Here is a 24,626-nt window from a genome sequence, read left to right on the forward strand (position 1 = left end):
GGGCACCATCTCGGTGCCCACCGTTCCGTCCTGAAGCACTTACAACAGGCCTTTGGCCTGGCATAACAACTTCGGGACAGGAGGAAGGGAGCTATTCGCGCCGCTTCCATGCCGAAGTCTTCGGTTCAAGGCGTAAAAGCCTCTGGCCGTATTCCTGTTGGGTGACAGTCGCCCGGTTCAAGCGCTGCAACACCCGTACCGTTTTGCGCTGTTGAAGCGTGAAACGGTTGCCATCCGCGTGCGCGGTGTGGGCTTTCAAAAAATGCTTTGGTTAGACCAAACAGGAGCAAGAAAGGGCTTGAGTTTCTTGTCTGATTTGTGTTGGGTCTTTTCGCTCAAAACCCTACATGTAGGGTTTTTTTAGCGCCGAGCTACAAGATAATGCGTTTTGGGGGGCTTAGCAACGCACTACCTGTGGATAACGCTGTGGGTAAAATGTGTATGAAACGTGGAACAGCCGTGTAGGCCGCAGTACTGCTGGATTCAGCCGTTTGTCACCGAATATTCCAAGATAAAAACAGCCGATTGGATTTTTGAGGGCGCGAACCCTATCACAAAAAAATGCGATCACCGAATGGATTTCCCGGCTTGTGCTTGAGGGTTGGGGCATGGCTACAATCGGGGTTTGTTATGCCCTCAAAACATTACAAATAAGGTATGCCGGGCGCAGATCAAACAGGTGGATCGGGCAATCTCGCTCCCCCCTTTGACGGCACTGGCTGACTAATCCCTTGATAAAAACGAGGATCACGCATGGAGCAGGAAGCCTGGCAGGTATTGATTGTCGAGGACGACGAGCGATTGGCCGAGTTGACCCGTGATTACCTGGAGAGCAATGGCCTGCGGGTTTCGGTCGAGAGTGACGGCGCCCTGGCGGCGGCACGCATCATCGCCGAACAACCCGACCTGGTGATCCTCGACCTGATGCTGCCTGGGGAAGACGGCCTGAGCATCTGCCGCAAGGTCCGCGAGCGCTACGATGGCGTGATCCTGATGCTCACCGCGCGTACCGACGACATGGACCAGGTGCTCGGCCTGGACATGGGCGCCGACGACTATGTGTGCAAACCGGTGCGGCCGCGCCTGTTGCTGGCCCGCATCCAGGCCCTGCTGCGGCGCAGCGAACCGGCGGAACCTGCCGCCGTGGAGAACCAGCGCCGCCTGCAGTTCGGCCCGCTGGTGGTCGACAACGCCCTGCGCGAAGCCTGGTTGCACGCGGGGGAAATCGAACTGACCAGCGCCGAATTCGACCTGCTGTGGCTGTTGGTGGCGAATGCCGGGCGCATCCTGTCCCGCGAAGAAATCTTTATCGCCCTGCGCGGCATCGGCTATGACGGCCAGGACCGCTCCATCGACGTGCGCATTTCGCGGATCCGCCCGAAAATCGGCGACGATCCGATCCACCCGCGCCTGATCAAGACCATTCGCAGCAAAGGCTACCTGTTCGTCCCCGAAGCCGCCGCTGATCTGCCGCTGTGAACTCGATCTTCCTGCGCATCTATGGCGGCATGTGTGCGGCGCTGATCCTGGTGGCGTTGCTCGGCGTGCTGGCCTTGCACCTGCTCAACGAGGTGCGCAGCGGCCAATACCGCGAGCGCCTGGCCCATGGCACCTTCGCGCTGATGGGTGACAACCTGCAGCCGATGAGCGCCATCGAGCGTCAGCGCGCCCTGGCGGTGTGGGAGCGCCTGCTCGGTATCCCGCTGCAATTGCGCACCCTCAGCGACGCCCAGTTGGACCTCAGCCAGCGCAATCGTCTGCAACGCGGTCAGGTCCTGGTAGAACAGACCGGCCCCCATGCGGCACGCGTGCTGCGCCTGGTCAGTGAGCGGGAGCAACTGGTGTTGACCGGCGAAGTGCAGCAGATCAGCGAACAACTGGCCCGTGCGACGATTTACCTGCTGGCCGATGAACTGGTGCGCTTCCCGGTGGCCGAACAGCCGCAACGCCTGGCCGCTATAAAAGAAGCCAAGGGCTTTGGCTTCGAGATGCACCTGATGGCCCTCGACCAGGCCGACATGGACGAAGACCAGCGTCGCCGCGTGTCGGAAGGCGATACGGTGATGGCCCTGGGCAAGGGCGGCGATTCGATCCGCGTCTTCGCCGGCATGGTCGGCACGCCCTGGGTGCTGGAAATCGGCCCACTGTTTCAAATGAACCCTTACCCGGCGCAATGGCTGATCCTGATCGCCTTGATCGGCCTGAGCCTGATTGGCCTGATCGTCTATCTATTGGTGCGTCAGCTGGAGCGGCGCCTCAAAGGCCTGGAAGCAGCCGCGACGCGTATCGCCAAGGGCAACCTGGAGGTGCGCGTGCCAGCCCGGGGGGCTGACTCGGTAGGGCGCCTGGCCGCGGCCTTCAATGGCATGGCCGAGCACTTGCAGCAATTGCTCGCCATTCAGCGCGAACTGGTGCGCGCGGTGTCCCATGAGCTGCGCACCCCGGTGGCGCGCCTGCGCTTTGGCCTGGAGATGCTCGGTGACGCGACCACCGCTGACGCCCGGCGCAAATACCTGGAAGGCATGGACAGCGATATCCAGGACCTCGATGGCCTGGTGGATGAGATGCTCACGTATGCGCGCCTGGAACAGGGCGCGCCGGAACTGAATTTCCAACGGGTGGACCTCGATGCGTTGCTCGATCAGGTCATCGGCGAATTATCGCCACTGCGCCCTCAAGTCGCGGTGAGTCGGGGCATTTGCCTGTCTTCGGCGCATTGGGATGACGCCTGGGTCGACGCCGAACCGCGCTATCTGCACCGCGCCCTGCAAAACCTGGTGAGCAATGCCATGCGCCACGCCCAGGGCCAGGTCCTGATCAGTTACCAGGTGGGGCAGGTGCGCTGCCGTATCGATGTGGAAGATGATGGCCCCGGTGTGCCGGAGAGTGCCTGGGAGCGCATCTTCACGCCGTTCCTGCGCCTGGATGACAGCCGCACCCGCGCCTCTGGCGGGCATGGGTTGGGGTTGTCGATTGTGCGGCGGATCATTTATTGGCACGGCGGGCGGGCTTTGATCAGCAAGAGCAACAACTTGGGTGGGGCTTGCTTTAGCCTCAGTTGGCCGCGAGACCAGGATAAGCCTTGATAGTGCTATCGCCCTATCAGGCGCCTATCGCCACCAGGCTCAACAGCTGTCCGTCATCCAGCGCAAACTGCCCCGTCAATTCCTTGCCATGGCACCACTCTTCGGACAAATCCGTCAGCAGCCGCAGCCGTAGGTGACCGGCCTCTGACCACTCCACCACCTCGGCATGCTCGAAATAGAAGCGCTTCTGCACGATCGGATAAAGCGCCTTGAACAGGCTCTCCTTGGCCGAAAACGTCAGCGTCACCAGCAAGGCGACCTGTTCGCGAGGGAGGGCGGCCATGCGCTGCAGTTCATCGGCGGTCAGGATTTCCCCGGCCAGGCGTTCCGCGCGCTCCAGGCTCAGGATGTTTTCCAGATCCATGCCGAGCCCGCGCCATTGCGCCTTGTGCCCGACAATCGCGGCGGCATGCCCGGTGCTGTGGGTGATCGAGCCACTGATATGCGCCGGCCACACCGGTGCGCGGTCGTCGCCAATCGCCGGCACACAATCCAGGTGATCCAGCCGTTGCAGGGCGGCGCGGGCACACAGTCGACCGGCAAGAAACTCGGCCTGGCGCTTGGCCACCGAGCGCTGGATGCTCGGCGGTGGCGGCACGGCGCTGCGCTGGAAATCCCCGTCCGCCAGCAAGGCCGGGTCAAACCGGGTGCTGAGAAATACCGTGCCCGGCAACGGGGCGGGCAGCGGCCAGTGGGCATCGAGTGGGGTGCAGCAAGCGGGTAGGGGATTCATGGGCGGTATTTTGCCGAGTTGCTGCGCCGCCGGATAGCCCGCAACGGTTCAGGCGAGGTTCAGAGCCTGTTCAGGGGGAGTTCAGGGGCGTTTGCGTAGGCTGGTCTCAACACACCACAGCCCTGCGCGTATGAGGTAACACCATGACTGCGATCAAAAAGCTGATGTTGGCGTTGACCATGCTGAGTGCCACTGCCGGGGTCCAGGCCTCCGATGGCGCCTTTGCAGGATTCGGTCGTGAGAAAACCAAGAAAACCAGCACGCTGATCCAGCGTGTGAGTTTCGAAGAGGCGGGCAGCCAGCCCACGCCCTGGGGCCAGTCCCTGGGCCTTACGACCCCGCAGCAGGGCTATCGCGCCGGTTATCAACACCTGACCGGCCAGTACAATGGCATTAAAATGCGCCAGCAAGACTTGCAGGGCCGCTATGATACCCCCCTGTCGGACAGTTGATTTGCTTTGGAGAGCCTTATGAAATTGCTGGTGGTGGAAGATGAGGCGCTGCTGCGTCATCACCTGTTTACCCGCCTGACCGACAGTGGGCATGTGGTCGAGGCCGTGGCCAACGCCGAAGAGGCCCTGTACCAGACCGGCCAATTCAATCATGACCTGGCGATCATTGACCTCGGCCTGCCCGGCATGGGCGGCCTGGACCTGATCCGCCAATTGCGCGCCCAGGCCAAGACCTTTCCGATCCTGATCCTCACCGCGCGCGGCAACTGGCAGGACAAGGTCGAAGGCCTGGCGGCGGGCGCCGACGACTACGTGGTCAAGCCGTTCCAGTTCGAAGAGCTGGAGGCGCGGATGAATGCCTTGTTGCGCCGCTCCAGCGGCTTTACCCAATCGACCATCGTCGCCGGGCCGTTGCTGCTGGACCTCAATCGCAAGCAGGCGTCCCTCGACGAACAGCCGCTGGCACTGACCGCCTACGAATACCGGATCCTCGAATACCTGATGCGCCATCACCAGCAAGTGGTGGCCAAGGACCGTTTGATGGAGCAGCTCTACCCCGATGACGACGAGCGCGATCCAAACGTCATCGAAGTGCTGGTCGGCCGCCTGCGCCGCAAACTCGAAGGCCCGGCGGGGTTCAAGCCGATCGACACCGTGCGCGGCCTGGGCTACCTGTTCAATGAGCGCTGCCGTTGATTCGCTCGCTACGCGTGCGCTTGATGCTGGCGGCCGCCACCCTGGCCGTGCTGTTCATGCTGGGTTTGTTGCCGGCCATGCAGGGGGCGTTCAGCCTGGCATTGCAGGATTCCATCGAGCAGCGCCTGGCGTCGGATGTCACCACCCTGATTTCGGCGGCACGCGTCGAAAACAACCGGCTGCTGATGCCGGCGCAGTTGCCCGACGAACGTTTCAACCTGACTGACAGCCGCCTGTTGGGCTACATCTACGACCGTGAGGGCCACCTGGTGTGGCGCTCGCGGGCGACCAAAGAAGAAAACATCAACTACAAGCCGCGCTATGACGGACGCGGCAATGAATTTGCGCGGATTCGCGAAGCCAACGGCCAGGAATTCTTTGTCTATGACGTCGAGGTCAAGCTGCTCGGCGGCAAGAGCGCGGCGTTCAGTATCGTCGCCCTGCAGCCGGTGCGCGAATACCAGCTGACCCTCGAAGGCCTGCGCGAAAACCTGTACCTGGGCTTCGGCGCGGCGCTGCTGGTGCTGCTGACGTTGCTATGGCTGGGCCTGACCTGGGGCCTGCAAGCCTTGCGGCGCCTGAGCCAGGAACTCGACCAGATCGAAGGCGGCACCCGCGAAAGCCTCAGCGAAGAACATCCCCGTGAACTGCTGCGCCTGACCGGCTCGCTCAACCGTTTGCTGCACAGCGAGCGCGAGCAACGGGCACGCTATCGCGACTCGCTCGACGACCTGGCCCACAGCCTGAAAACCCCGCTGGCAGTATTGCAGGGCGTAAGCGAGGACATGGCCCAGCGTCCGGAAGACCGCGACCAGGCCTGGGTCCTGCAATCGCAGATCGAGCGCATGAGCCAGCAGATCAGCTACCAGTTGCAGCGCGCGAGCCTGCGCAAAAGCGGCCTGGTACGCCACCAGGTGCGCCTGGAGCCGGTGCTGCAAAGCCTGTGCGACACGCTGGACAAGGTCTACCGCGACAAACGCGTGACCGTGTCTTTTGATCTGCCGGAAGAGTGCGACGTACCGATCGAGAAAGGCGCCTTGCTCGAATTGCTCGGTAACCTGCTGGAAAACGCCTACCGGCTTTGCCTGAGCGAAGTGCGCATCAGCCTGGTGGAAAGCCTGGAAGGCACCGAGCTATGCATTGAAGACGACGGGCCCGGGGTGCCACCGGATCAGCGTGCACGGATCCTGCAGCGGGGCGAGCGGCTGGACCGCCAGCATCCGGGGCAGGGCATTGGCCTGGCGGTGGTCAAGGACATCATTGAAAGCTACAGCGCGCGCCTGACCCTGGGTGATTCACCATTGGGTGGGGCGGCGTTCAAGATTCACTTTCCGGCGGTGTGAGCTTCATCGGCGGTGATGGCCTCATCGCCGGCACACCTCTAACTTTCCTGCGCCCGGTAAGCCCCCGGCGTCAGCCCCGTCCACTTCTTGAACGCCCGATGAAACGCCGACGGTTCGGAAAATCCCAACTGCTCGGCGATTTCCTGCAATGACAGATCCGCCCGCCCCAGGTGATAGATGGCGATGTCCCGCCGCAGCTCATCCTTGAGTGCCTGGAAACTGGTGCCTTCCTCTCGCAGATGCCGGCGCAGGGTTTGCGGGCTGATGTGCAGGTGCTGGGCGACGGCTTCCAGGTCCGGCCAGGGCGTGCGGTCGCGGCTCAGCAGGCGCCGCAGTTGGCTGCTCAGGCTATCGCCCTCATCGGGGCGCGACAGCAAATCCGCCGGCGAGCGTTCCAGGAAGTGCTTGAGCGTACGCTCGTCCTGCAGCAACGGCAGGCTCAGGTAGCGGCTGGGAAATACCAGGCTGCTGCTCGAGGCGCCGAACACCAGGGTGCACGGAAACAGCAGGTCGTATTCAGTGGCATGGGCCGGCATCGGGTAGCTGAACGTGGCCTGGTGCAGCCGAATCCGTTGGCCGATCAGCCAACTGCCCAGGCGATGCCAGATCACCAGCAGGCATTCGCTGAGGAAATGGTCCGGGTCCCACAGTTGCGAGTCGTCGAGGCTCAAGCGGGCCATGTCGCCTTCGCGGGTCAGCTGCCAGCGCGGACCTTGTGGGAATAGGCTATAAAATAATAAGCCGCGTTCCAGCGCTTTCTCCAGGGTGCGGCAGTGGATCAGCGCGTGGCACATCATGGCGAAAGTGCCGCGTTTGCTTGGGCCGTCGGCAAAGCCCAGGTATTCGTCGTCCAGCGCCAGCCAGAGCATTTGCAGCAGTCGGGTAAATTGCTCCGGTGCAATACGGGCGCGAGGTTCGCTCAGTAATTGCGGGGTGATACCGACTTGCAACAGCAGGCCCGAATAATCGTAGCCGGCTCGGCGTGCACCGCCGAGGGCCGCCCGGGCGTAATGACTGGCGATGGTACGTTCACGCATGCGAAGGCCTCGTCCATGGAGTGGCCGATGGTAGCCACCCCCTGGGAGAGGGACAAGGCGGATATCCGCCAAATTGTAGGACGGGATTGGGCGAGTGGGCGGAAATCCGCCACCTGTTTACCTGCGTTAGAAGGGGCCGGAAATCCCCCAGCCCTGATGTCTAAAGGCCTGTAGGATTTTTACCAAAGCTGGCACGCCGTTTGCGATACATACAACAGCGCAGGCCTGGTCCTACAAGCCTCGCAAACAACAAATCCCTCCAGTGCAGGAGGGTTCGCAATTCAAGTGTCGTGGGCAATGGCGGATATTTGCCACACGGGACGATTGAGGAACTTTGCAATGACGACTCGTCAGCCAATCTACAAATCCCTGTATTTCCAGGTGATCGTTGCAATCGTTATCGGTATTTTGCTCGGTCACTTCTACCCACAGACCGGCGTGGCCCTCAAGCCACTGGGTGACGGCTTTATCAAGCTGATCAAAATGGTCATCGCCCCGATCATCTTCTGCACCGTTGTCAGCGGCATCGCTGGCATGCAAAGCATGAAATCGGTCGGCAAAACCGGCGGCTACGCGCTGCTGTACTTCGAAATCGTTTCCACCATCGCCCTGCTGATCGGCCTGATCGTCGTCAACGTTGTGCAACCGGGCGCCGGCATGCACATCGACGTGGCGACCCTGGACGCCTCCAAAGTCGCGGCCTACGTGACTGCCGGTGCAGACCAGAGCGTGGTTGGCTTCATCCTCAATGTGATCCCGAACACTATCGTCGGTGCGTTCGCCAACGGCGACATCCTGCAAGTGCTGATGTTCTCGGTGATCTTCGGTTTCGCCCTGCATCGCCTGGGTGCCTACGGCAAGCCGGTCCTGGACTTCATCGATCGCTTCGCGCACGTGATGTTCAACATCATCAACATGATCATGAAGCTCGCCCCAATCGGTGCCCTCGGCGCCATGGCGTTCACCATCGGTGCCTACGGTGTCGGTTCGCTGGTGCAACTGGGCCAGCTGATGATCTGCTTCTACATCACCTGCATCCTGTTCGTGGTCGTGGTGCTGGGCGCCATCTGCCGCGCGCACGGTTTCAGCGTGCTGAAGCTGGTTCGCTACATCCGTGAAGAACTGCTGATCGTGCTGGGTACTTCCTCCTCCGAATCCGCACTGCCACGCATGCTGATCAAGATGGAGCGCCTGGGCGCGAAGAAGTCCGTAGTAGGCCTGGTGATCCCGACTGGCTACTCGTTCAACCTCGACGGTACTTCGATCTACCTGACCATGGCTGCCGTGTTCATCGCCCAGGCGACTGACACCCACATGGACATCACCCACCAGATCACCCTGCTGCTGGTGCTGCTGCTGTCCTCCAAAGGCGCTGCAGGCGTGACCGGTAGCGGCTTCATCGTACTGGCTGCAACCCTGTCGGCCGTGGGCCACCTGCCGGTTGCCGGCCTGGCGCTGATCCTGGGTATCGACCGCTTCATGTCCGAAGCCCGCGCGCTGACCAACCTGGTCGGTAACGCCGTTGCCACCATCGTCGTGGCCAAGTGGGTCAAGGAACTGGACACCGACAAGCTGCACAGCGAGTTGGCTTCCGGCGGTACCGGCATCTCCGACACCCGTGTGGAAGATGACCTGGGCGTCGCCGAAGGTCCTGCTCCTGCTTCGGTGAAGTAAGCGCTTTCTGGTGTGAATTGACACCGACGCTTCGCACAAACGCCCCGACTTGTTCGGGGCGTTTGCGTTTCGGGCGGATCACTTTTTCGAATTTTTGATTTACATTAAGTAAACACTTCATCAGATTGCATTGAAGCCCGTCTTTATGGGACTGCCGTTCACCCGGGTCGGTCTACGCTGATGAAACTCGCGCAGGGTTGCCCGTTCTAAAATCCATTGGCCAGCCGCTTGGCTGCGCTGCACGCTTGCAGGAGTGTTGATGGACAGTGTGGATCTGAATGTCTTGCGCAGCGTGCTCGAATGGCGTCGCGCCGGTCAGCCGGTGGTGTTGTACAGCGTGGTCCAGACCTGGGGCAGTGCACCACGGCCGCCGGGCGCCATGTTGGCGCTGCGTGGCGACGGCGTGGTGATCGGCTCGGTGTCCGGCGGTTGCATCGAGGATGACCTGATTGCGCGCTTGCAGGACGGCCGCCTGGCCGGTGACGGGCCGCCGGTGCAGTTGGTCACCTACGGCGTCACCCGCGATGAAGCGGCGCGCTTCGGCCTGCCTTGCGGCGGCACGCTGCGCCTGACCGAGGAGCGTGTGCAGGATTGGGACTGGGTCGCGCAATTGCTGGCGCGCTGCGAAGCGCATGAAATTGTCGCCCGCGAGTTGGACCTGGCCACTGGCGCCGTGACCCTGAGCAGCGCGAGCAAGACCGACATCGTCAGCTTTGATGGCGAGCGCTTGCGGGCCATCTACGGCCCGCGCTGGCGCCTGCTGTTGATCGGTGCCGGGCAGCTGTCACGCTACGTGGCGGAAATGGCGCGCTTGCTGGATTTCGAAGTCCTTATCTGCGACCCACGCGACGAATTTGTCTACGGCTGGGAAGAGCAGCATGGCCGCTTTGTGCCGGGCATGCCGGATGAGGCTGTGTTGAATATCCAGACCGATGAGCGCACCGCTATCGTCTGCCTGACCCACGACCCGCGGCTGGACGACATGGCCTTGCTGACGGCGTTGAATTCCAGCGCGTTCTACATCGGCGCGCTGGGCTCACGGGTCAACAGCCAGAAGCGCCGGGAAAACCTCGCGGCGCTGGGCTTGTCTGCCGAGGCAATCGCGCGTTTGCACGGGCCGATTGGTTTGCATATCGGCAGCCATACGCCGTCGGAGATCGCGTTGTCGCTGATGGCGGAAATTGTCGCGATCAAGAATGGCGTAGTGCCAATGCAGAAAAAGCCGCTGCCGGTGGTGGCGGAGTGACGATTACCGCGGTTGTTTTGGCGGCCGGCCAGGGCCGTCGTTTTCGTGCCGAGGCCGGCGCCGATCAAGACAAGTTGCTCGCCGATTGCGTCGGCCTGGATGGCGTGACGCGGCCGGTGATCGAACAGGTGCTTTTGGCGCTGCCGCCGCGGGTGGTAAAGCGCTGGGTGGTGACTTCGCCGGAGCGCCTTGAGGTGATTCGCTTGGCGCAAGCCTACGGCTGCGAAGTGTTGCTGCTGGATTCAGCGGGGATGGGCGACAGCATTGCGGCGGCCGTCGCGGCCAGTGGCACCGCTGAAGGTTGGCTGGTGGTGCTGGGGGATATGCCGTTTGTGCAGTCGTCGAGCATCGAGCGGGTGATCGCTGCGCTGGAGGAGGGCGGTATCAGCGTGCCGCTGCAGGATGGGCAGTATGGGCATCCCGTGGCGTTTGACCGGGCGCTGGCACCGGGCCTGATGGCGCTGACCGGTGACCGAGGGGCCAGGCCGCTGTTTGCACAGGCGACCGTCAGCGAGGTGTCGGTAGATGATCCGGGCGTACTCTGGGACGTCGACCTGCCGCAGAGTTTGAATTTCTCCCCCATCCAACGGTAGGAGCCGGCCAGCAAGCGCCTCCAGGCGAATGTATCCCAGGGATAAAGCTTGGTTTCTTGCGCTCAATAAAAAGCCCCGCCTGATCACTCAGGCGGGGCTTTTTAGTGGCGGTTGGAATCAGACGAGAGGTTTAGGCTCGTGCTCTTCTTCCAGGGCCTTTGGGTGGTGCTCTGCCACTTCTTCGACGGCGCGCGGGGCTTCGTCGACGATCGGGGCAGTGTGTTCAACCACGGCTTCAGCGGCCGGGGCCGGTGCTTCGGCGGCAGCAGCTGCTGCAGCGGCGGCTGCCTCGGCTTCTTTGCGACGACGGCGCACTTCACGTGGATCGTTCGGCGCACGACCATTTTCGGTCAGGGCGCTGGCAGGTGCTGCTTCAACCACCGGAGCGGCGACTTCGGCAACCACTGGCGCTTCAACCACTGGCTGAGGCTCGACCACCGGCGCAGGCTCGGCAACCACGGCTTCAACCACCGGCGCTGGCGCTTGCTCTACCACAGGGGCAGGTGCTGGCGCTTCAATCGGGGCGGCTGGCTCAGGGGCGGTCCACTGGAAGGCGGTCTGTTCTTCGCGAACTTCACGCACTGCCGGGGCAGCTTCTTCGACAACCGGGGCTTCAGCTGGTGCTTCAACGGCGGCTTCAACCACAGGCTGAGACTCAACCACCGGTGCTGGCTCGACAGCGGCCACTTCGGCTTCCGGCTGGGCTTCGCGAACTTCGCGAACCACCGGGGCCACTTCCACTTCCGGCACCACTGGGGCTTCGATCGGGGTGGTGGCTTCTACGACCGGTGCTTCAACAGCTGGCGCTTCTTCCACTGGGGTGTGCGCGACAGGTGCTTCAACCACAACGGTTTCTTCGACAGCGGCGGTAGCACGTTCAGCTTGCTCGTGCGCCTGGGCTTCAGCAGGGGCGCTGATCACCGAGCTGGCCACGGCGGCGGTAACGGCCAGGCCTGCAGCCAGTTCGGCGCCGGTCGGTTCGCTGGTCGCGGCTTCTGCGTTTTCGCCGGCTTCTTCCGAGCCTTCGATCACATTGCCGTTGGCATCACGCTGACGCTCACGACGGTTGCTGCGACGACGCTGGCCACGGGAGCGGCGGCGTGGACGATCGCCTTCGGCGTTGTCCTGACCGTCGTCCTGCAGTTGCTCTTCGCCGGTCAGCACTTCTTCTTCGCTGGCAGCAGCGGCTTGCTCGGCACGTGGCTGGCGCTCTTCACGCGGTGGGCGCGGCTGGCGCTCTTCGCGAGGGGCGCGCTCTTCGCGTGGCTGGCGAGCTGGACGCTCTTCAGCAGCGACAGCGCCGGCAGCAGCGGCAACGGCAGGTGCAGCGTCCAGCGGCTCGCGCAGTTCACGCACGCGCTCTTCACGCTCGCCACGTGGCTTGCGATCTTCACGCGGTGCACGTGGAGTGCGCGGTGCGCGCTCTTCACGCGGTGCACGTTCTTCACGGGCTACGGCTGGCGTGTCTTCACGGGCTTCGCGTGGCGCGCGCTCTTCGCGGGGTGCGCGTTCTTCACGTGGAGCACGTTCTTCGCGAGGCTTGCGCTCTTCGTCACGGCGACCGTTGCGGTTACGGCTTTGCTGGCGACCGTTGCGACGCTCTTCGTTACGGGCTGGACGCTCAGCGGCAGGTTTTTCCACCACCACCGGCGCTGCCGGCTCTTCCTTGGTGGCGAACAGGCTGACCAGCGACTTCACCAGACCCTTGAACAGGCTTGGCTCAGGCAGGGCGGCCGGCGCGGCAACCGGGGCGGCAACTTCAGTCGGTACCGGTGCGTTGGCACGCGCCGGTGCCGTCTTCACGGCTGCTTCCTGGCGAACCAGGGTGCGGGTCGCAGCGGCTGGCTGGACTTCTTCCACTTCGGCAGCGGCAGCGGCGATTTCGTAGCTGGACTGGCCGCTGTGGGCTTCCGGGCTGTCGTCGCGCAGGCGCTGGACTTCGAAGTGCGGGGTCTCAAGGTGATCGTTCGGCAGGATCACGATGCGGGCACGGGTGCGCAGTTCGATCTTGGTGATCGAGTTGCGTTTTTCGTTGAGCAGGAAGGCTGCAACCGGGATCGGCACTTGCGCGCGGACTTCGGCGGTGCGGTCTTTCAGGGCTTCTTCTTCGATCAGGCGCAGGATCGCCAGCGACAGCGATTCAACATCACGGATGATGCCGGTGCCGTTGCAGCGTGGGCAAACGATGCCGCTGCTCTCACCCAGGGATGGGCGCAGGCGCTGACGGGACATTTCCAGCAGGCCGAAGCGCGAAATGCGGCCAACTTGCACGCGGGCACGGTCGGCTTCCAGGCATTCGCGGACTTTCTCTTCCACGGCGCGCTGGTTCTTGGCGGGGGTCATGTCGATGAAGTCGATCACGATCAGGCCGCCGATGTCACGCAGGCGCAGCTGGCGGGCGATTTCTTCAGCCGCTTCCAGGTTGGTCTGCAGGGCGGTTTCTTCGATGTCGCTACCTTTCGTGGCGCGCGCCGAGTTGATGTCGATGGACACCAGGGCTTCGGTCGGGTCGATCACGATGGAGCCGCCGGAAGGCAGTTCGACGACGCGCTGGAAAGCGGTCTCGATCTGGCTTTCGATCTGGAAACGGTTGAACAGCGGCACGCTGTCTTCGTAGAGCTTGATCTTGCTGGCGTACTGCGGCATTACCTGGCGAATGAAGGTCAGGGCTTCGTCCTGGGCTTCAACGCTGTCGATCAGCACTTCGCCGATGTCCTGGCGCAGGTAATCGCGGATAGCGCGGATGATCACGTTGCTTTCCTGATAGATCAGGAACGGCGCGGAACGATCCAGGGACGCTTCCTTGATGGCGGTCCACAGCTGCAGCAGGTAGTCGAGGTCCCACTGCATTTCTTCGCTGCTGCGGCCCAGGCCGGCAGTGCGAACGATCAGGCCCATGTCGGCCGGTGCGATCAAACCGTTCAGCGCTTCACGCAGTTCGTTGCGCTCTTCGCCTTCGATGCGACGGGAAATACCGCCGGCACGCGGGTTGTTCGGCATCAGTACCAGGTAACGACCGGCCAGGCTGATGAAGGTGGTCAGGGCGGCGCCCTTGTTGCCACGTTCTTCTTTTTCGACCTGGACGATGACTTCCTGGCCTTCGCTCAGGACGTCCTTGATGTTCACGCGGCCTTCAGGGGCTTTCTTGAAGTATTCGCGGGAGATTTCTTTGAGGGGCAGGAAGCCGTGGCGCTCGGAGCCGAAATCGACAAAGGCAGCCTCAAGGCTTGGTTCGATGCGAGTAATACGGCCTTTATAGATGTTGGCCTTCTTTTGCTCGCGTGCACCGGATTCGATGTCCAGGTCGTAGAGGCGTTGGCCATCTACCAGTGCAACACGCAACTCTTCGGGTTGAGTTGCGTTAATCAGCATTCTTTTCATGTTGTACCGTCGGTTTCCGGGCTGCCGGAAACGGCGTTCGGCACACACGACTTCTCACGGTCGGTGTCAGGTGCGTCAAGAGTGGTTGGCCACTCCAGTGTCCAGCAAAACCTGCCAATTGGGCCGGTATCGCGACGGACGCGTCCTGCTTGTTAGCGGTGGTGACAAAGGCACCACTTCAACAAAAGCTAAGGTCAGGAGGAGGAATCAACCGGCGACTGTGGACGAGATGAAGCGTCTAAATATAAGCCTAGTGCTACACGGTCCGACGGTTGTGCATCTCCACCCTACACGTATCCCTGATAATTCGGGTGCTGCCGCGCGCAGAATCCGCAGCGGGTTGGCATTTACCGTGTTCTCCAATGGGGAGTCCACGCTCATGGCTAAACAAGACTAGGTGTGGGCGACTGCGCTCTCACTCAGCTCTTAACAGGCGTTGTTTCCGAAACATTCGCCATGGTCTGGCCCAAGACTGACTGCACTTTGTGAACTGGCCGTAAATATCGGCGCAGAATGCGAGTATTCACTCTGCTTTCTGCACTCGCTTCAGGCCTCATGTCACCTGCGCTTGTTACAATCTCGAGCCTTCCAGGGTGGCGAAAGCCCCGTAGGACGGCCTCGCGTCCTGATGAATTGCGATGGTCAGGGCCGGCAGTTTGCCGCAAGTCCTCTGTCCAGGCCGCTTTTGGCGGCGTTCGCGACTATAGCAGCAATGATTAAGTGCTTCAATTCCATAAAAAATTGTTATCATCGCCGCCATGACGACTACCGCCCCCCAGACCCCCAGCGTCCAGCTGCTCGAGGTCTCGCCGGAATATGCCGGCCAACGCATCGACAATTTTCTCCTGGCCAGGCTCAAAGGCGTGCCCAAGACCTTGATTTACCGCATCTTGCGTAAAGGCGAAGTGCGCGTGAACAAGGGCCGCATCAAGCCCGAGTACAAGTTGCAGGCGGGCGATATCGTCCGTGTGCCACCGGTGCGCGTGCCAGAACGCGACGAGCCTGTACCGTTGGCCCAGGGCCTGTTGCAGCGCCTTGAAGCCTCGATTGTCTTCGAAGACAACAAGCTGATCGTGATCAACAAGCCCTGCGGCATTGCGGTTCACGGCGGCAGCGGCCTGAATTTCGGCGTGATCGAAGCCTTTCGTCAGTTGCGCCCGGATGCCAAGGAGCTGGAGCTGGTCCATCGCCTGGACCGTGACACCTCCGGCCTGCTGATGATTGCCAAAAAACGCAGCATGTTGCGCCACCTGCATACCGCCCTGCGTGGCGATGGCGTGGACAAGCGCTACATGGCGCTGGTGCGCGGCAACTGGGCCAGTTCGATCAAGAGCGTTCGTGCGCCGTTGCAGAAGAGCAACCTGCGTTCCGGCGAGCGCATGGTTGAAGTGGACGAGGAGGGCAAAGAAGCCCTGACCCTGTTCAAGGTGCTGCGCCGTTTCGGCGATTTCGCCACCCTGGTCGAGGCCAAGCCGGTCACCGGGCGTACCCATCAGATTCGCGTCCACACGCTGCACGCAGGCCACTGCATTGCCGGTGACACCAAGTACGGCGATGAGGATTTCTCCAAGGAGATCCGCGACCTGGGCGGCAAGCGCCTGTTCCTGCACGCCTACATGCTCACTGTGCCGCTGCCCGACGGCGGCGAGCTGAAGCTGCAGGCGCCGGTCGATGAGATGTGGGCCAAGACCGTGGAGCGTTTGAGTGTCGCACCTTGATTACAAACTGCTGATTTTCGATTGGGACGGCACCCTGTGTAATTCCATTGGCCGGATTGTTGAGTCAATGCACGCCGCTTCGACCCGTTCCGGCTACGCACTGTGCAGCGACCTGGCAGTCAAGGGCATCATCGGCCTGGGCTTGCCGGAGGCGATTCGCACCCTGTACCCGCAGATCAGCGACGCTGAGCTGGTGGCGTTCCGCGACCATTACGCCGATCACTACATTGCGCTGGAGGCCACGCCTTCGCCGTTGTTCGAGGGCGTGATGCAGTCGTTGGAAGCGTTTCGCGCCGAGGGTTACCACCTCGCTGTTGCCACCGGCAAGGCCCGTCGCGGGCTGGATCGGGTGCTCAAGGCGCATGGTTTTGAAGACTTCTTCGATATCACCCGCGCCGCGGATGAAACTGCCAGCAAACCTCACCCTCTGATGCTTGAGCAGATCCTGGCGCATTGTGGTGTAGCGCCGCGCCAGGCACTGATGGTGGGCGATGCTTCTTTCGACCTGATGATGGCGCGCAATGCCGGCATGGACAGCGTGGCGGTCAGCTACGGTGCCCAGGCAGCTGAAGCCTTGCAGCAATACGAGCCCAGGCTGACGATTGATCATTTTTCTGAACTGCAGGCCTGGCTCAGCCAGGCCCGATAAGTCTTTGCTGGGGTTAATGGCATGAGTGACGAGTGGAAAGCGCCCGAAAAGGCCGATAGCAGTGATGACAAGAGCTGGAAGCTGCTGGAGAAAACCCTCCTGGCCAGTGTCCAGGAGCAGCGCCGGGCACGGCGTTGGGGGATTTTCTTCAAGTTGCTGACCTTTGTCTGGCTTATTGCCATGCTCGCGTTGTTCAGTCCGTTGATGGACATGGAAAAAAGCGCAACCCGCGGCGCCAACTACACTGCCCTGATTGAAGTGCGCGGGGTGATTGCCGACAAGGAGTCGGCCAGCGCCGACAATATTGTCAGCAGCCTGCGTGCCGCGTTCGAAGACCCCAAGGTCAAGGGTGTGATCCTGCGCATCAACAGTCCCGGCGGCAGCCCGGTGCAATCGGGTTATGTGTACGACGAGATTCGTCGTCTGCGCGGCCTGCACCCGGATATCAAGCTGTACGCGGTGATTTCCGACCTGGGTGCCTCGGGCGCCTATTACATCGCCAGCGCTGCTGACCAGATCTATGCCGACAAGGCCAGCCTGGTCGGTTCCATCGGTGTAACGGCGGCCGGTTACGGCTTTGTCGGCACCATGGAGAAGCTCGGCGTGGAGCGTCGCACCTACACCTCGGGTGAGCACAAGGCCTTCCTCGATCCGTTCCAGCCGCAAAAGGCCGATGAAACCCAGTTCTGGCAGGGCGTGCTTGACACCACCCACCGTCAATTCATCGCCAGCGTGAAGCAGGGGCGCGGTGATCGCCTCAAGGACAAAGACCATCCGGAGCTGTTCTCCGGGCTGGTGTGGTCGGGCGAGCAGGCGTTGCCGCTGGGCTTGATCGATGGCCTGGGCAGTGCCAGCTCGGTGGCGCGCGATGTGATTGGCGAGAAAGAGCTGGTGGATTTCACGGTTGAGGAATCGCCGTTTGATCGCTTCTCCAAGCGGCTGGGTGCCAGCGTGGCCGAGAAGCTGGCGTTCTACATGGGCTTCCAAGGCCCGGCCCTGCGCTGATCCAGCAGGCGCATCGATTCACATGTGGGAGCGGGCTTGCCCGCGATAGCAGTTGGCCAGTCGACATCCAGAGTGGCAGGACCAGCGCTATCGCAGGCAAGCCCGCTCCCACAGTAGTTTGGTGGTGGGCTTAGGGGATTTGCACGCCTTCGGCCAGCAGCATGTCGACCAGTCGTATCAGTGGTAGGCCCACTAAGCTGGTCGAGTCCGGCCCTTCGGTGCTCTGGAACAGGCTCACACCCAAGCCTTCAGCCTTGAAGCTCCCTGCGCAGTCATACGGCTGCTCGATCCGCAGATAGCGCTCAACACGCTCAACGTCCAGCACCCGCATGTGCACGGTAAACGGCACACAGTCGACCTGGCAGTGCCCTGTCTCGCTGTTCAGCAGCGCCAGGCCCGTCAGAAAGCTCACACGCTTGCCGCTGGCTGCCAGCAATTGTTCGCGGGCGTTCTCGAAGGTGTGGGGCTTGCCGATGATCCGGCCGTCGAGCGCGGCCACTTGGTCGGAGCCGATGATCAAATGGCCTGGATGACGGGCGGCGAGGGCGCGGGCTTTCTCTTCGGCCAGGCGCTTGACCAGGTCGACGGCGGATTCATTTGCACGGTGGCTTTCGTCGATATCCGGCGAGCTGCAGATGAACGGCACGTGCAGGCGGCTGAGCAATTCCCGGCGATAAACCGAGCTGGATGCGAGTAATAAAGGCAGCATGGGCGTCTCCTCAAGGCAGCCGGGGATTCTAGCGGGGCGACCGGCTGACGCACAGGGCTGAATTTCCTTTGACATGGCCGGGTGCATCCCTATAATGCTGCGCCTATGTTGAATGACCCGATTCCACCTCACGTTGACCCGCGCAAATTGGCTGATCGTGGCACCTCCCTTCAAGGTGAGTTGCTGCTGGCCGATTTGGAGAGACTCTGCGACCCGCTTTCCGACACTGTCGGTACGGTGCAGGCCAAATTCGTTTTTGAACGAGATGAACGTAAATCTGTGGTAATTCACAGCTTTATCGACACCGAAGTCAAAATGGTTTGCCAGCGTTGTCTTGAGCTGGTCACCCTGCCGATCCACAGCGAGTGCAGTTATGCTGTGGTGAAGGAGGGTGCGAATACCCAGTCGTTGCCGAAAGGTTATGACGTGCTGGAACTGGGCGAAGATCCTTTGGATCTGCATGCACTGATCGAGGAGGAGCTTTTGCTCGCCTTGCCCATTGTGCCTGCTCATCATCCGGAAGAATGCCAGCAGCCGGCGGGCCTCGATGACGAGCCCGAACCGAGCGAGGACGAGGTAACGCGGTCCAACCCGTTCAGTGTATTGGCGCAGTTAAAGCGTGACCCAAACGTTTAGGAGTTAATCAATTATGGCTGTTCAGCAGAACAAAAAATCCCGCTCCGCCCGTGACATGCGCCGTTCGCACGACGCTCTCGAGGCTAGCACCCTGTCCGTAGAAAAGACCACCGGTGAAGTTCACCTGCGTCACCACGTATCGCCAGAAGGCGTATACCGTGGCCGTAAAGTGATCGACAAGGGCGCTGACGAGTAATCACTTGTCTGCCCTAGTCATCGCGATTGACGCAATGGGCGGGGACTTCGGTCCCCGCAGCATTGTTCAGGCCTGCATTGCCAGCCTGTCTGCCACACCCTCGCTGCACCTGACCCTTGTCGGTCAACCCTCCCTTCTTGAAGAATTGATTGCCAGCCATCCGGCGGTGGATCGCGCGCGCCTGACGATTACGCCAGCCAGCGAAACCATCAGCATGGATGACAAGCCGGCGGCAGCCCTGCGCGGCAAGCCCGACTCTTCGATGCGGGTGGCCCTTGAGTTGCTGCGTGATGGCAAGGTGCAAGCCTGTGTCAGTGCCGGCAATACCGGGGCGTTGATGGCGCTGTCCCGACACGTGCTCAAGACGCTGCCGGGGATTGACCGGCCGGCGATGGTGGCCGCGATTCCGACGCAGAAAGGCTACTGCCAACTGCTGGACCTGGGGGCAAATGTCGATTGCAGTGCCGAGCACCTGTTCCAGTTCGCAGTGATGGGCTCGGTGGCTGCCGAAGCCTTGGGCGTGGCGCGCCCGCGTGTGGCCTTGCTGAATATCGGTACCGAAGACATCAAGGGCAACCAGCAGGTCAAGCTGGCCGCCACCTTGCTGCAGGGTGCGCGGGGTTTGAACTACGTAGGCTTCGTCGAAGGTGATGGCCTGTACCGTGGCGAAGCGGATGTGGTGGTGTGCGACGGGTTTGTCGGCAATATCCTGCTCAAATCCAGCGAAGGCCTGGCGACCATGATTGCTGCGCGTATCGAGGCCTTGTTCAAGCAGAATCTGGCGTCGCGCCTGGTCGGTGCCCTGGCACTGCCATTGATGCGGCGCCTGCAGGCTGACCTGGCGCCGGCGCGGCATAACGGTGCGAGTTTTCTCGGCTTGCAGGGCATTGTGGTGAAGAGCCATGGTTCTGCTGGTGTGGAAGGCTTTCAGAGCGCGATTGCACGGGCCTTGATCGAGATCCAGGAAAACCTGCCGCAACGCTTGCACGGCCGTCTCGAGGACCTGTTGCCTTAGGCGAATCGGCCCGGGAATGCTTAAATGTGACCGGCCAGTTCAATTGACCATCCAATCTGTCAGTTTCGTGCGCTCCCACCGTAGGGGCGTCGATTTCCGACGACCAGATCATTAGGGGCTTGTTACATGTCTACATCCCTCGCATTCGTCTTTCCAGGGCAGGGTTCGCAGTCCCTCGGCATGCTGGCCGAGCTGGGCGCGCAATATCCGCAGGTCCTGGATACCTTCAAGGAAGCTTCCGATGCCCTGGGTTACGACCTGTGGGCACTGACCCAGCAGGGGCCGGAAGAGCAACTCAATCAAACCGACAAGACCCAGCCGGCCATCCTGACCGCTTCGATCGCCCTGTGGCGCTTGTGGCTGGCACAAGGCGGCGCGCGTCCGGCATTCGTTGCCGGTCACAGCCTGGGTGAGTACAGCGCCCTGGTGGCGGCGGGCAGCCTGACCCTGGGTGAGGCGGTCAAGCTGGTTGAGCGTCGTGGCCAGTTGATGCAAGAGGCCGTTCCGGCCGGGCAGGGCGGCATGGCCGCTATCCTGGGTCTGGACGATGCCGTGGTGATCGAAGCCTGCGCCGAAGCGGCCCAGGGCGAAGTGGTCAGCGCGGTGAACTTCAACTCCCCTGGCCAGGTGGTGATCGCCGGTGCCAAGGCGGCTGTCGAACGCGCCATTGAAGGCTGCAAGGCCCGCGGTGCCAAACGCGCCCTGCCGTTGCCGGTCAGCGTGCCGTCGCACTGTGAGCTGATGCGCCCGGCGGCCGAGCGTTTTGCCGAGTCCATCGCTGCCATCAACTGGCAGGCGCCGCAGATTCCGCTGGTGCAGAACGTCAGCGCAGCCGTGGCTGCAGACCTCGACACCCTCAAGCGCGACCTGCTGGAGCAGCTCTACAAGCCCGTGCGTTGGGTAGAATCGGTGCAGACCCTGGCTGCCAATGGCGCCACTGAACTGGTCGAGTGCGGCCCGGGCAAAGTCCTGGCCGGCCTGAACAAGCGCTGCGCCGACGGCGTGTCGACTGCCAACCTCAATACCCCGGATGCCTTCGCTGCCGCGCTTGCGGCACAGGCCTGAAACCTGATCCCCGAACTTAGGAGAAGCCTGCATGAGTCTGCAAGGTAAAGTTGCACTGGTTACCGGCGCAAGCCGTGGCATTGGCCAGGCGATCGCCCTGGAACTGGGCCGTCAGGGCGCCGTTGTGATCGGCACCGCGACTTCCGCCTCGGGTGCCGAGCGTATCGCCGCGACCCTGAAGGAAAACGGCGTACAGGGCACCGGCCTTGAGCTGAACGTGACCAGCGATGAATCCGTGGCTGCCGTACTGGCCGAGATCACCGCACAGTTCGGCGCGCCGGCGATTCTGGTGAACAATGCCGGGATTACCCGCGATAACCTGATGATGCGCATGAAAGACGACGAGTGGTACGACGTGGTCGATACCAACTTGAACAGTCTGTTTCGCCTGTCCAAGGGTGTTTTGCGCGGCATGACCAAGGCGCGTTGGGGCCGAATTATCAATATTGGCTCCGTAGTGGGTGCCATGGGCAACGCAGGCCAAGTAAACTACGCGTCCGCCAAGGCCGGTCTGGAAGGTTTCAGCCGTGCATTGGCACGTGAAGTCGGTTCGCGGTCGATTACGGTCAACTCGGTGGCCCCAGGGTTCATCGACACCGATATGACCCGCGAGCTGCCGGAAGCACAGCGTGAAGGCTTGCTGACGCAGATTCCGCTGGGCCGTCTGGGCCAGGCTCAAGAGATCGCGAATGTGGTCGCTTTCCTGGCATCCGACGGTGCGGCATACGTGACTGGGGCTACAATCCCGGTGAACGGCGGGATGTACATGAGTTAAATTGTGACGGATCGCTTCAAAAAAATGTCATACGAGCTGTCTAAAATCCGTTATAAAGCTGCAACTTAATTTATAGGCAGGTGGCCGACCGGGTACAGGGTGAAGCTTTCAGTTGAAAAGCTGAAAAGGCTTTCTATACACTTACCCACTGGCCAGCTGCCTGAATTTGTCCATTAGGAGTTAAACAAGGTATGAGCACCATCGAAGAGCGCGTCAAGAAAATCGTCGCCGAGCAACTGGGCGTTAAAGAAGAAGAAGTGGTCAACACTGCTTCCTTCGTAGAAGACCTGGGTGCCGATTCCCTTGACACCGTTGAGCTGGTGATGGCTCTGGAAGAGGAATTCGAGACCGAAATCCCGGACGAAGAAGCTGAAAAAATCACTACTGTTCAAGCTGCTATCGACTACGTTACTAGCCACCAGGCGTAATAGTTTGTAGTCGTCGCTTGCTGTTAGGGAAAAACCGCACTGCTGTAACGGCGTGCGGTTTTTTCTTTAGCCCTGATGAAAAGTGAGCGCCGAAGCAAAGTGTCGTCATCAAGAAAAAGGAGAGTGCTGTGTCGCGTAGACGCGTCGTAGTCACCGGTATGGGTATGTTGTCGCCACTGGGCACGGATGTGCCGAGCAGTTGGCAGGGCATTCTGGCTGGCCACAGTGGTATTGGTCTGATCGAACACACGGACCTTTCTGCCTATTCCACCCGTTTTGGCGGCTCGGTAAAGGGCTTCAATGTCGAGGACTATCTCTCGGTCAAGGAGTCCCGCAAACTCGACCTGTTCATTCAATACGGCCTGGCAGCCGGTTTTCAGGCAGTGCGTAACGCCGGCCTGGAAGTCACCGACGCCAACCGTGACCGCATCGGCGTGGCCATGGGTTCGGGTATTGGCGGTTTGACCAATATCGAAGAAACCAGCCGCACGCTGCATGATTCCGGCCCCCGTCGAATTTCACCGTTCTTCGTCCCGGGCTCGATCATCAATATGATTTCCGGTTTCCTGTCCATCCACCTGGGCGCACAGGGACCTAACTACGCGATCGCCACGGCGTGCACCACCGGTACGCATTGCATCGGCATGGCCGCGCGCAACATCGCCTACGACGAAGCTGACGTGATGATCGCCGGCGGCGCCGAAATGGCCGCCTGTGGCCTCGGTATGGGCGGCTTCGGTGCTTCCCGTGCGCTGTCGACCCGCAACGATGAGCCGACCCGCGCCAGCCGTCCCTGGGACAAGGGCCGCGACGGTTTCGTCCTGTCCGACGGTGCCGGTGCGCTGGTACTCGAAGAGTTGGAGCACGCCAAGGCGCGTGGTGCGACCATCTACGCCGAGCTGATCGGGTTTGGCATGAGTGGCGACGCCTACCACATGACCTCGCCACCGTCCGACGGTGCCGGCGCTGCGCGTTGCATCACCAATGCGCTGCGCGATGCCAAGGTCAATCCGCAGCAGGTGCAGTACATCAACGCCCACGGCACCTCGACCCCGACGGGCGATTTGGCGGAAGCCGAAGCCATCAAGTCGGTGTTCGGCGAGCACGCCTACCAGCTGGCAGTCAGCTCCACCAAGTCCATGACCGGCCACTTGCTGGGCGCGGCGGGCGCGGTCGAAGCGATCTTCAGCGTGATGGCCATCAAGGATCAGGTCGCTCCGCCGACCATCAACCTGGATGAGCCGGACGAAGGCTGCGACCTGAACTTCGTGCCGCACGAAGCGCAGCCGATGCCGATCGACGTGGTGATCTCCAACTCGTTCGGCTTTGGCGGCACCAACGGTTCCCTGGTGTTCCGCCGGTTCGCCGAGTGATGCACAGCTGGGTCGACGGTCAGCCAGCGGACAGCGTGCCCCTGAAAGATCGCGGCCTGGCGTATGGCGATGGTCTGTTCGAGACCCTCGCCGTCAGGGCCGGGCAACCGGTGTTGCTCGACCGCCACTTGCAGCGCCTCGAAGAGGGCTGCAAGCGCCTCGCTTTAGCGGCGGATCACGCGTTGATCCGCAGCGAAGTGCTGGCTTATGCCGCCACCCTCGGCGACGGTGTCCTCAAGTTGATCCTCACCCGCGGCGACAGCCTGCGCGGTTATGGTTTCAACTCTGGTGCACCGGTGCGCCGTCTCCTGCAGGGCAATGCGCCTGCTCATTATCCCCAAGCCCATGGAACCGACGGTATCCGCCTGTTTCCGTGTGCCACCCGCTTGTCCGAGCAGCCCTTGCTGGCCGGTCTCAAGCACCTCAACCGCCTGGAGCAAGTGATTGCCCGTGCCGAGTGGCAAGATGCCGAACATGCCGAGGGCTTGATGCTGGATATGTCCGGGCGGGTCATCGAAGGCGTTTTCAGCAACTTGTTCCTGGTGCGTAATGGCTTGTTACTAACCGCCGATCTGAATCGTTGCGGGGTTGCCGGGGTCATGCGCGCCGAGATCCTGGCCCAGGCACAAGCCCTCGGCGTCCCGGTAGCCGTGGCTGACGTGAGTCTCGAGCAGTTGCAACAGGCTGACGAAGTCTTTGTGTGCAACAGCGTGTATGGCATTTGGCCGGTGCGTGGCTGCGCTGCGATGAGCTGGCCGGTTGGGCCGCTCACCCGTAAACTGCAGGGCATTGTTCGCGCGCTATTGGATGCTTGAG

Annotated in this window: 23 protein-coding genes; 19 read left to right on the top strand and 4 right to left on the bottom strand. The window is 61.6% G+C overall.

Features of this window, described 5'->3' with window-relative positions; translation table 11 throughout:
* Nucleotides 1–753 precede the first annotated feature (753 nt).
* Together AC07OJ_RS15390 and AC07OJ_RS15395 are read left to right on the top strand one after the other, a co-directional pair.
* A complete protein-coding gene (locus AC07OJ_RS15390; RefSeq protein ID WP_106802852.1) occupies nt 754–1,479 on the top strand; it encodes a response regulator in 726 nt (241 codons plus the stop codon).
* Complete coding sequence (locus tag AC07OJ_RS15395; protein WP_106802853.1) at nt 1,476–3,086, top strand: ATP-binding protein; 1,611 nt, start codon at nt 1,476–1,478, stop codon at nt 3,084–3,086. The genes AC07OJ_RS15390 and AC07OJ_RS15395 overlap by 4 nt, the downstream gene beginning before the upstream one ends.
* Nucleotides 3,087–3,102: 16 nt before the next feature.
* On the opposite strand, the gene AC07OJ_RS15400 is transcribed toward AC07OJ_RS15395, so the two are convergent.
* Nucleotides 3,103–3,819 (bottom strand): 4'-phosphopantetheinyl transferase family protein, encoded by a 717-nt coding sequence (locus tag AC07OJ_RS15400; protein ID WP_495094755.1) that lies wholly within the window; start codon nt 3,817–3,819, stop codon nt 3,103–3,105.
* 143 nt (nt 3,820–3,962) lie between these two features.
* Between AC07OJ_RS15400 and AC07OJ_RS15405 the strand changes: the two genes are divergently transcribed.
* The 3 genes from AC07OJ_RS15405 to AC07OJ_RS15415 are packed head-to-tail and all read left to right on the top strand — an operon-like array spanning nt 3,963 to nt 6,310.
* The gene (locus AC07OJ_RS15405) at nt 3,963–4,271 is read left to right on the top strand and encodes a hypothetical protein (protein ID WP_495094756.1); all 309 of its coding nucleotides are present in this window, start codon (nt 3,963–3,965) and stop codon (nt 4,269–4,271) included.
* Nucleotides 4,272–4,289: 18 nt separating this feature from the next.
* Nucleotides 4,290–4,967 carry a response regulator gene (locus tag AC07OJ_RS15410; protein ID WP_065909260.1) on the top strand — a complete coding sequence of 226 codons (678 nt, stop codon included), beginning with the start codon at nt 4,290–4,292 and terminating at the stop codon, nt 4,965–4,967.
* The gene (locus AC07OJ_RS15415) at nt 4,964–6,310 is read left to right on the top strand and encodes an ATP-binding protein (protein WP_065909262.1); all 1,347 of its coding nucleotides are present in this window, start codon (nt 4,964–4,966) and stop codon (nt 6,308–6,310) included. Before AC07OJ_RS15410 ends, AC07OJ_RS15415 begins: the two co-directional genes overlap by 4 nt.
* Before the next feature lie 38 nt (nt 6,311–6,348).
* Here AC07OJ_RS15415 and AC07OJ_RS15420 read toward each other — a convergent pair whose 3' ends face one another.
* Nucleotides 6,349–7,347: an AraC family transcriptional regulator gene (locus AC07OJ_RS15420; RefSeq protein WP_065909264.1), complete on the bottom strand. Its 999-nt coding sequence runs from the start codon at nt 7,345–7,347 to the stop codon at nt 6,349–6,351.
* 339 nt (nt 7,348–7,686) lie between these two features.
* Here AC07OJ_RS15420 and AC07OJ_RS15425 point away from each other — a divergent pair, with 339 nt between their 5' ends.
* The 3 genes from AC07OJ_RS15425 (at nt 7,687) to AC07OJ_RS15435 (ending at nt 10,860) form a co-directional block, all read left to right on the top strand.
* On the top strand, nt 7,687–9,021 hold the full coding sequence (locus AC07OJ_RS15425; RefSeq protein WP_065909268.1) for a dicarboxylate/amino acid:cation symporter: 1,335 nt from the start codon (nt 7,687–7,689) through the stop codon (nt 9,019–9,021).
* A 259-nt stretch (nt 9,022–9,280) separates the two neighbouring features.
* Nucleotides 9,281–10,267: an XdhC family protein gene (locus AC07OJ_RS15430; protein ID WP_495094757.1), complete on the top strand. Its 987-nt coding sequence runs from the start codon at nt 9,281–9,283 to the stop codon at nt 10,265–10,267.
* Nucleotides 10,264–10,860, top strand: a complete 597-nt coding sequence (locus AC07OJ_RS15435) for a nucleotidyltransferase family protein (RefSeq protein WP_495094758.1) — start codon at nt 10,264–10,266, stop codon at nt 10,858–10,860. Before AC07OJ_RS15430 ends, AC07OJ_RS15435 begins: the two co-directional genes overlap by 4 nt.
* Nucleotides 10,861–10,977: 117 nt before the next feature.
* Here AC07OJ_RS15435 and rne read toward each other — a convergent pair whose 3' ends face one another.
* On the bottom strand, nt 10,978–14,241 hold the full coding sequence (gene rne, locus AC07OJ_RS15440; protein WP_495094759.1) for a ribonuclease E: 3,264 nt from the start codon (nt 14,239–14,241) through the stop codon (nt 10,978–10,980).
* Between the two features lie 758 nt (nt 14,242–14,999).
* Between rne and rluC the strand changes: the two genes are divergently transcribed.
* Genes rluC through AC07OJ_RS15455 form a run of 3 tightly spaced genes read left to right on the top strand, consistent with a single transcriptional unit; the run spans nt 15,000 to nt 17,613 of the window.
* Nucleotides 15,000–15,959: a 23S rRNA pseudouridine(955/2504/2580) synthase RluC gene (gene rluC, locus AC07OJ_RS15445; protein WP_028617584.1), complete on the top strand. Its 960-nt coding sequence runs from the start codon at nt 15,000–15,002 to the stop codon at nt 15,957–15,959.
* Nucleotides 15,946–16,608: an HAD-IA family hydrolase gene (locus AC07OJ_RS15450; protein ID WP_120449549.1), complete on the top strand. Its 663-nt coding sequence runs from the start codon at nt 15,946–15,948 to the stop codon at nt 16,606–16,608. Before rluC ends, AC07OJ_RS15450 begins: the two co-directional genes overlap by 14 nt.
* Before the next feature lie 21 nt (nt 16,609–16,629).
* The gene (locus AC07OJ_RS15455) at nt 16,630–17,613 is read left to right on the top strand and encodes a S49 family peptidase (protein ID WP_495094760.1); all 984 of its coding nucleotides are present in this window, start codon (nt 16,630–16,632) and stop codon (nt 17,611–17,613) included.
* A gap of 130 nt (nt 17,614–17,743) precedes the next feature.
* On the opposite strand, the gene AC07OJ_RS15460 is transcribed toward AC07OJ_RS15455, so the two are convergent.
* Complete coding sequence (locus AC07OJ_RS15460) at nt 17,744–18,322, bottom strand: Maf family protein (protein ID WP_495094761.1); 579 nt, start codon at nt 18,320–18,322, stop codon at nt 17,744–17,746.
* Between the two features lie 105 nt (nt 18,323–18,427).
* Here AC07OJ_RS15460 and AC07OJ_RS15465 point away from each other — a divergent pair, with 105 nt between their 5' ends.
* The 8 genes from AC07OJ_RS15465 (at nt 18,428) to pabC (ending at nt 24,625) form a co-directional block, all read left to right on the top strand.
* The gene (locus tag AC07OJ_RS15465; protein ID WP_010566563.1) at nt 18,428–18,958 is read left to right on the top strand and encodes a YceD family protein; all 531 of its coding nucleotides are present in this window, start codon (nt 18,428–18,430) and stop codon (nt 18,956–18,958) included.
* 13 nt (nt 18,959–18,971) lie between these two features.
* A complete protein-coding gene (gene rpmF / locus AC07OJ_RS15470) occupies nt 18,972–19,154 on the top strand; it encodes a 50S ribosomal protein L32 (RefSeq protein ID WP_003179396.1) in 183 nt (60 codons plus the stop codon).
* A gap of 4 nt (nt 19,155–19,158) precedes the next feature.
* Nucleotides 19,159–20,169, top strand: coding sequence for a phosphate acyltransferase PlsX (gene plsX / locus AC07OJ_RS15475; protein WP_083221498.1), 1,011 nt, complete (start codon nt 19,159–19,161; stop codon nt 20,167–20,169).
* 126 nt (nt 20,170–20,295) lie between these two features.
* Complete coding sequence (gene fabD, locus AC07OJ_RS15480; RefSeq protein WP_106802861.1) at nt 20,296–21,234, top strand: ACP S-malonyltransferase; 939 nt, start codon at nt 20,296–20,298, stop codon at nt 21,232–21,234.
* Nucleotides 21,235–21,265: 31 nt separating this feature from the next.
* Complete coding sequence (fabG, locus tag AC07OJ_RS15485) at nt 21,266–22,009, top strand: 3-oxoacyl-ACP reductase FabG (RefSeq protein ID WP_065909285.1); 744 nt, start codon at nt 21,266–21,268, stop codon at nt 22,007–22,009.
* Nucleotides 22,010–22,200: 191 nt separating this feature from the next.
* Nucleotides 22,201–22,437, top strand: a complete 237-nt coding sequence (gene acpP / locus AC07OJ_RS15490; protein WP_003175607.1) for an acyl carrier protein — start codon at nt 22,201–22,203, stop codon at nt 22,435–22,437.
* 128 nt (nt 22,438–22,565) lie between these two features.
* Nucleotides 22,566–23,810: a beta-ketoacyl-ACP synthase II gene (gene fabF, locus AC07OJ_RS15495; protein ID WP_065909287.1), complete on the top strand. Its 1,245-nt coding sequence runs from the start codon at nt 22,566–22,568 to the stop codon at nt 23,808–23,810.
* The gene (pabC, locus tag AC07OJ_RS15500) at nt 23,810–24,625 is read left to right on the top strand and encodes an aminodeoxychorismate lyase (protein WP_495094762.1); all 816 of its coding nucleotides are present in this window, start codon (nt 23,810–23,812) and stop codon (nt 24,623–24,625) included. The genes fabF and pabC overlap by 1 nt, the downstream gene beginning before the upstream one ends.
* Nucleotide 24,626 lies beyond the last annotated feature (1 nt).

The sequence above is a fragment of the Pseudomonas sp. GW821-FHT09C08 genome (genome assembly GCF_059418125.1).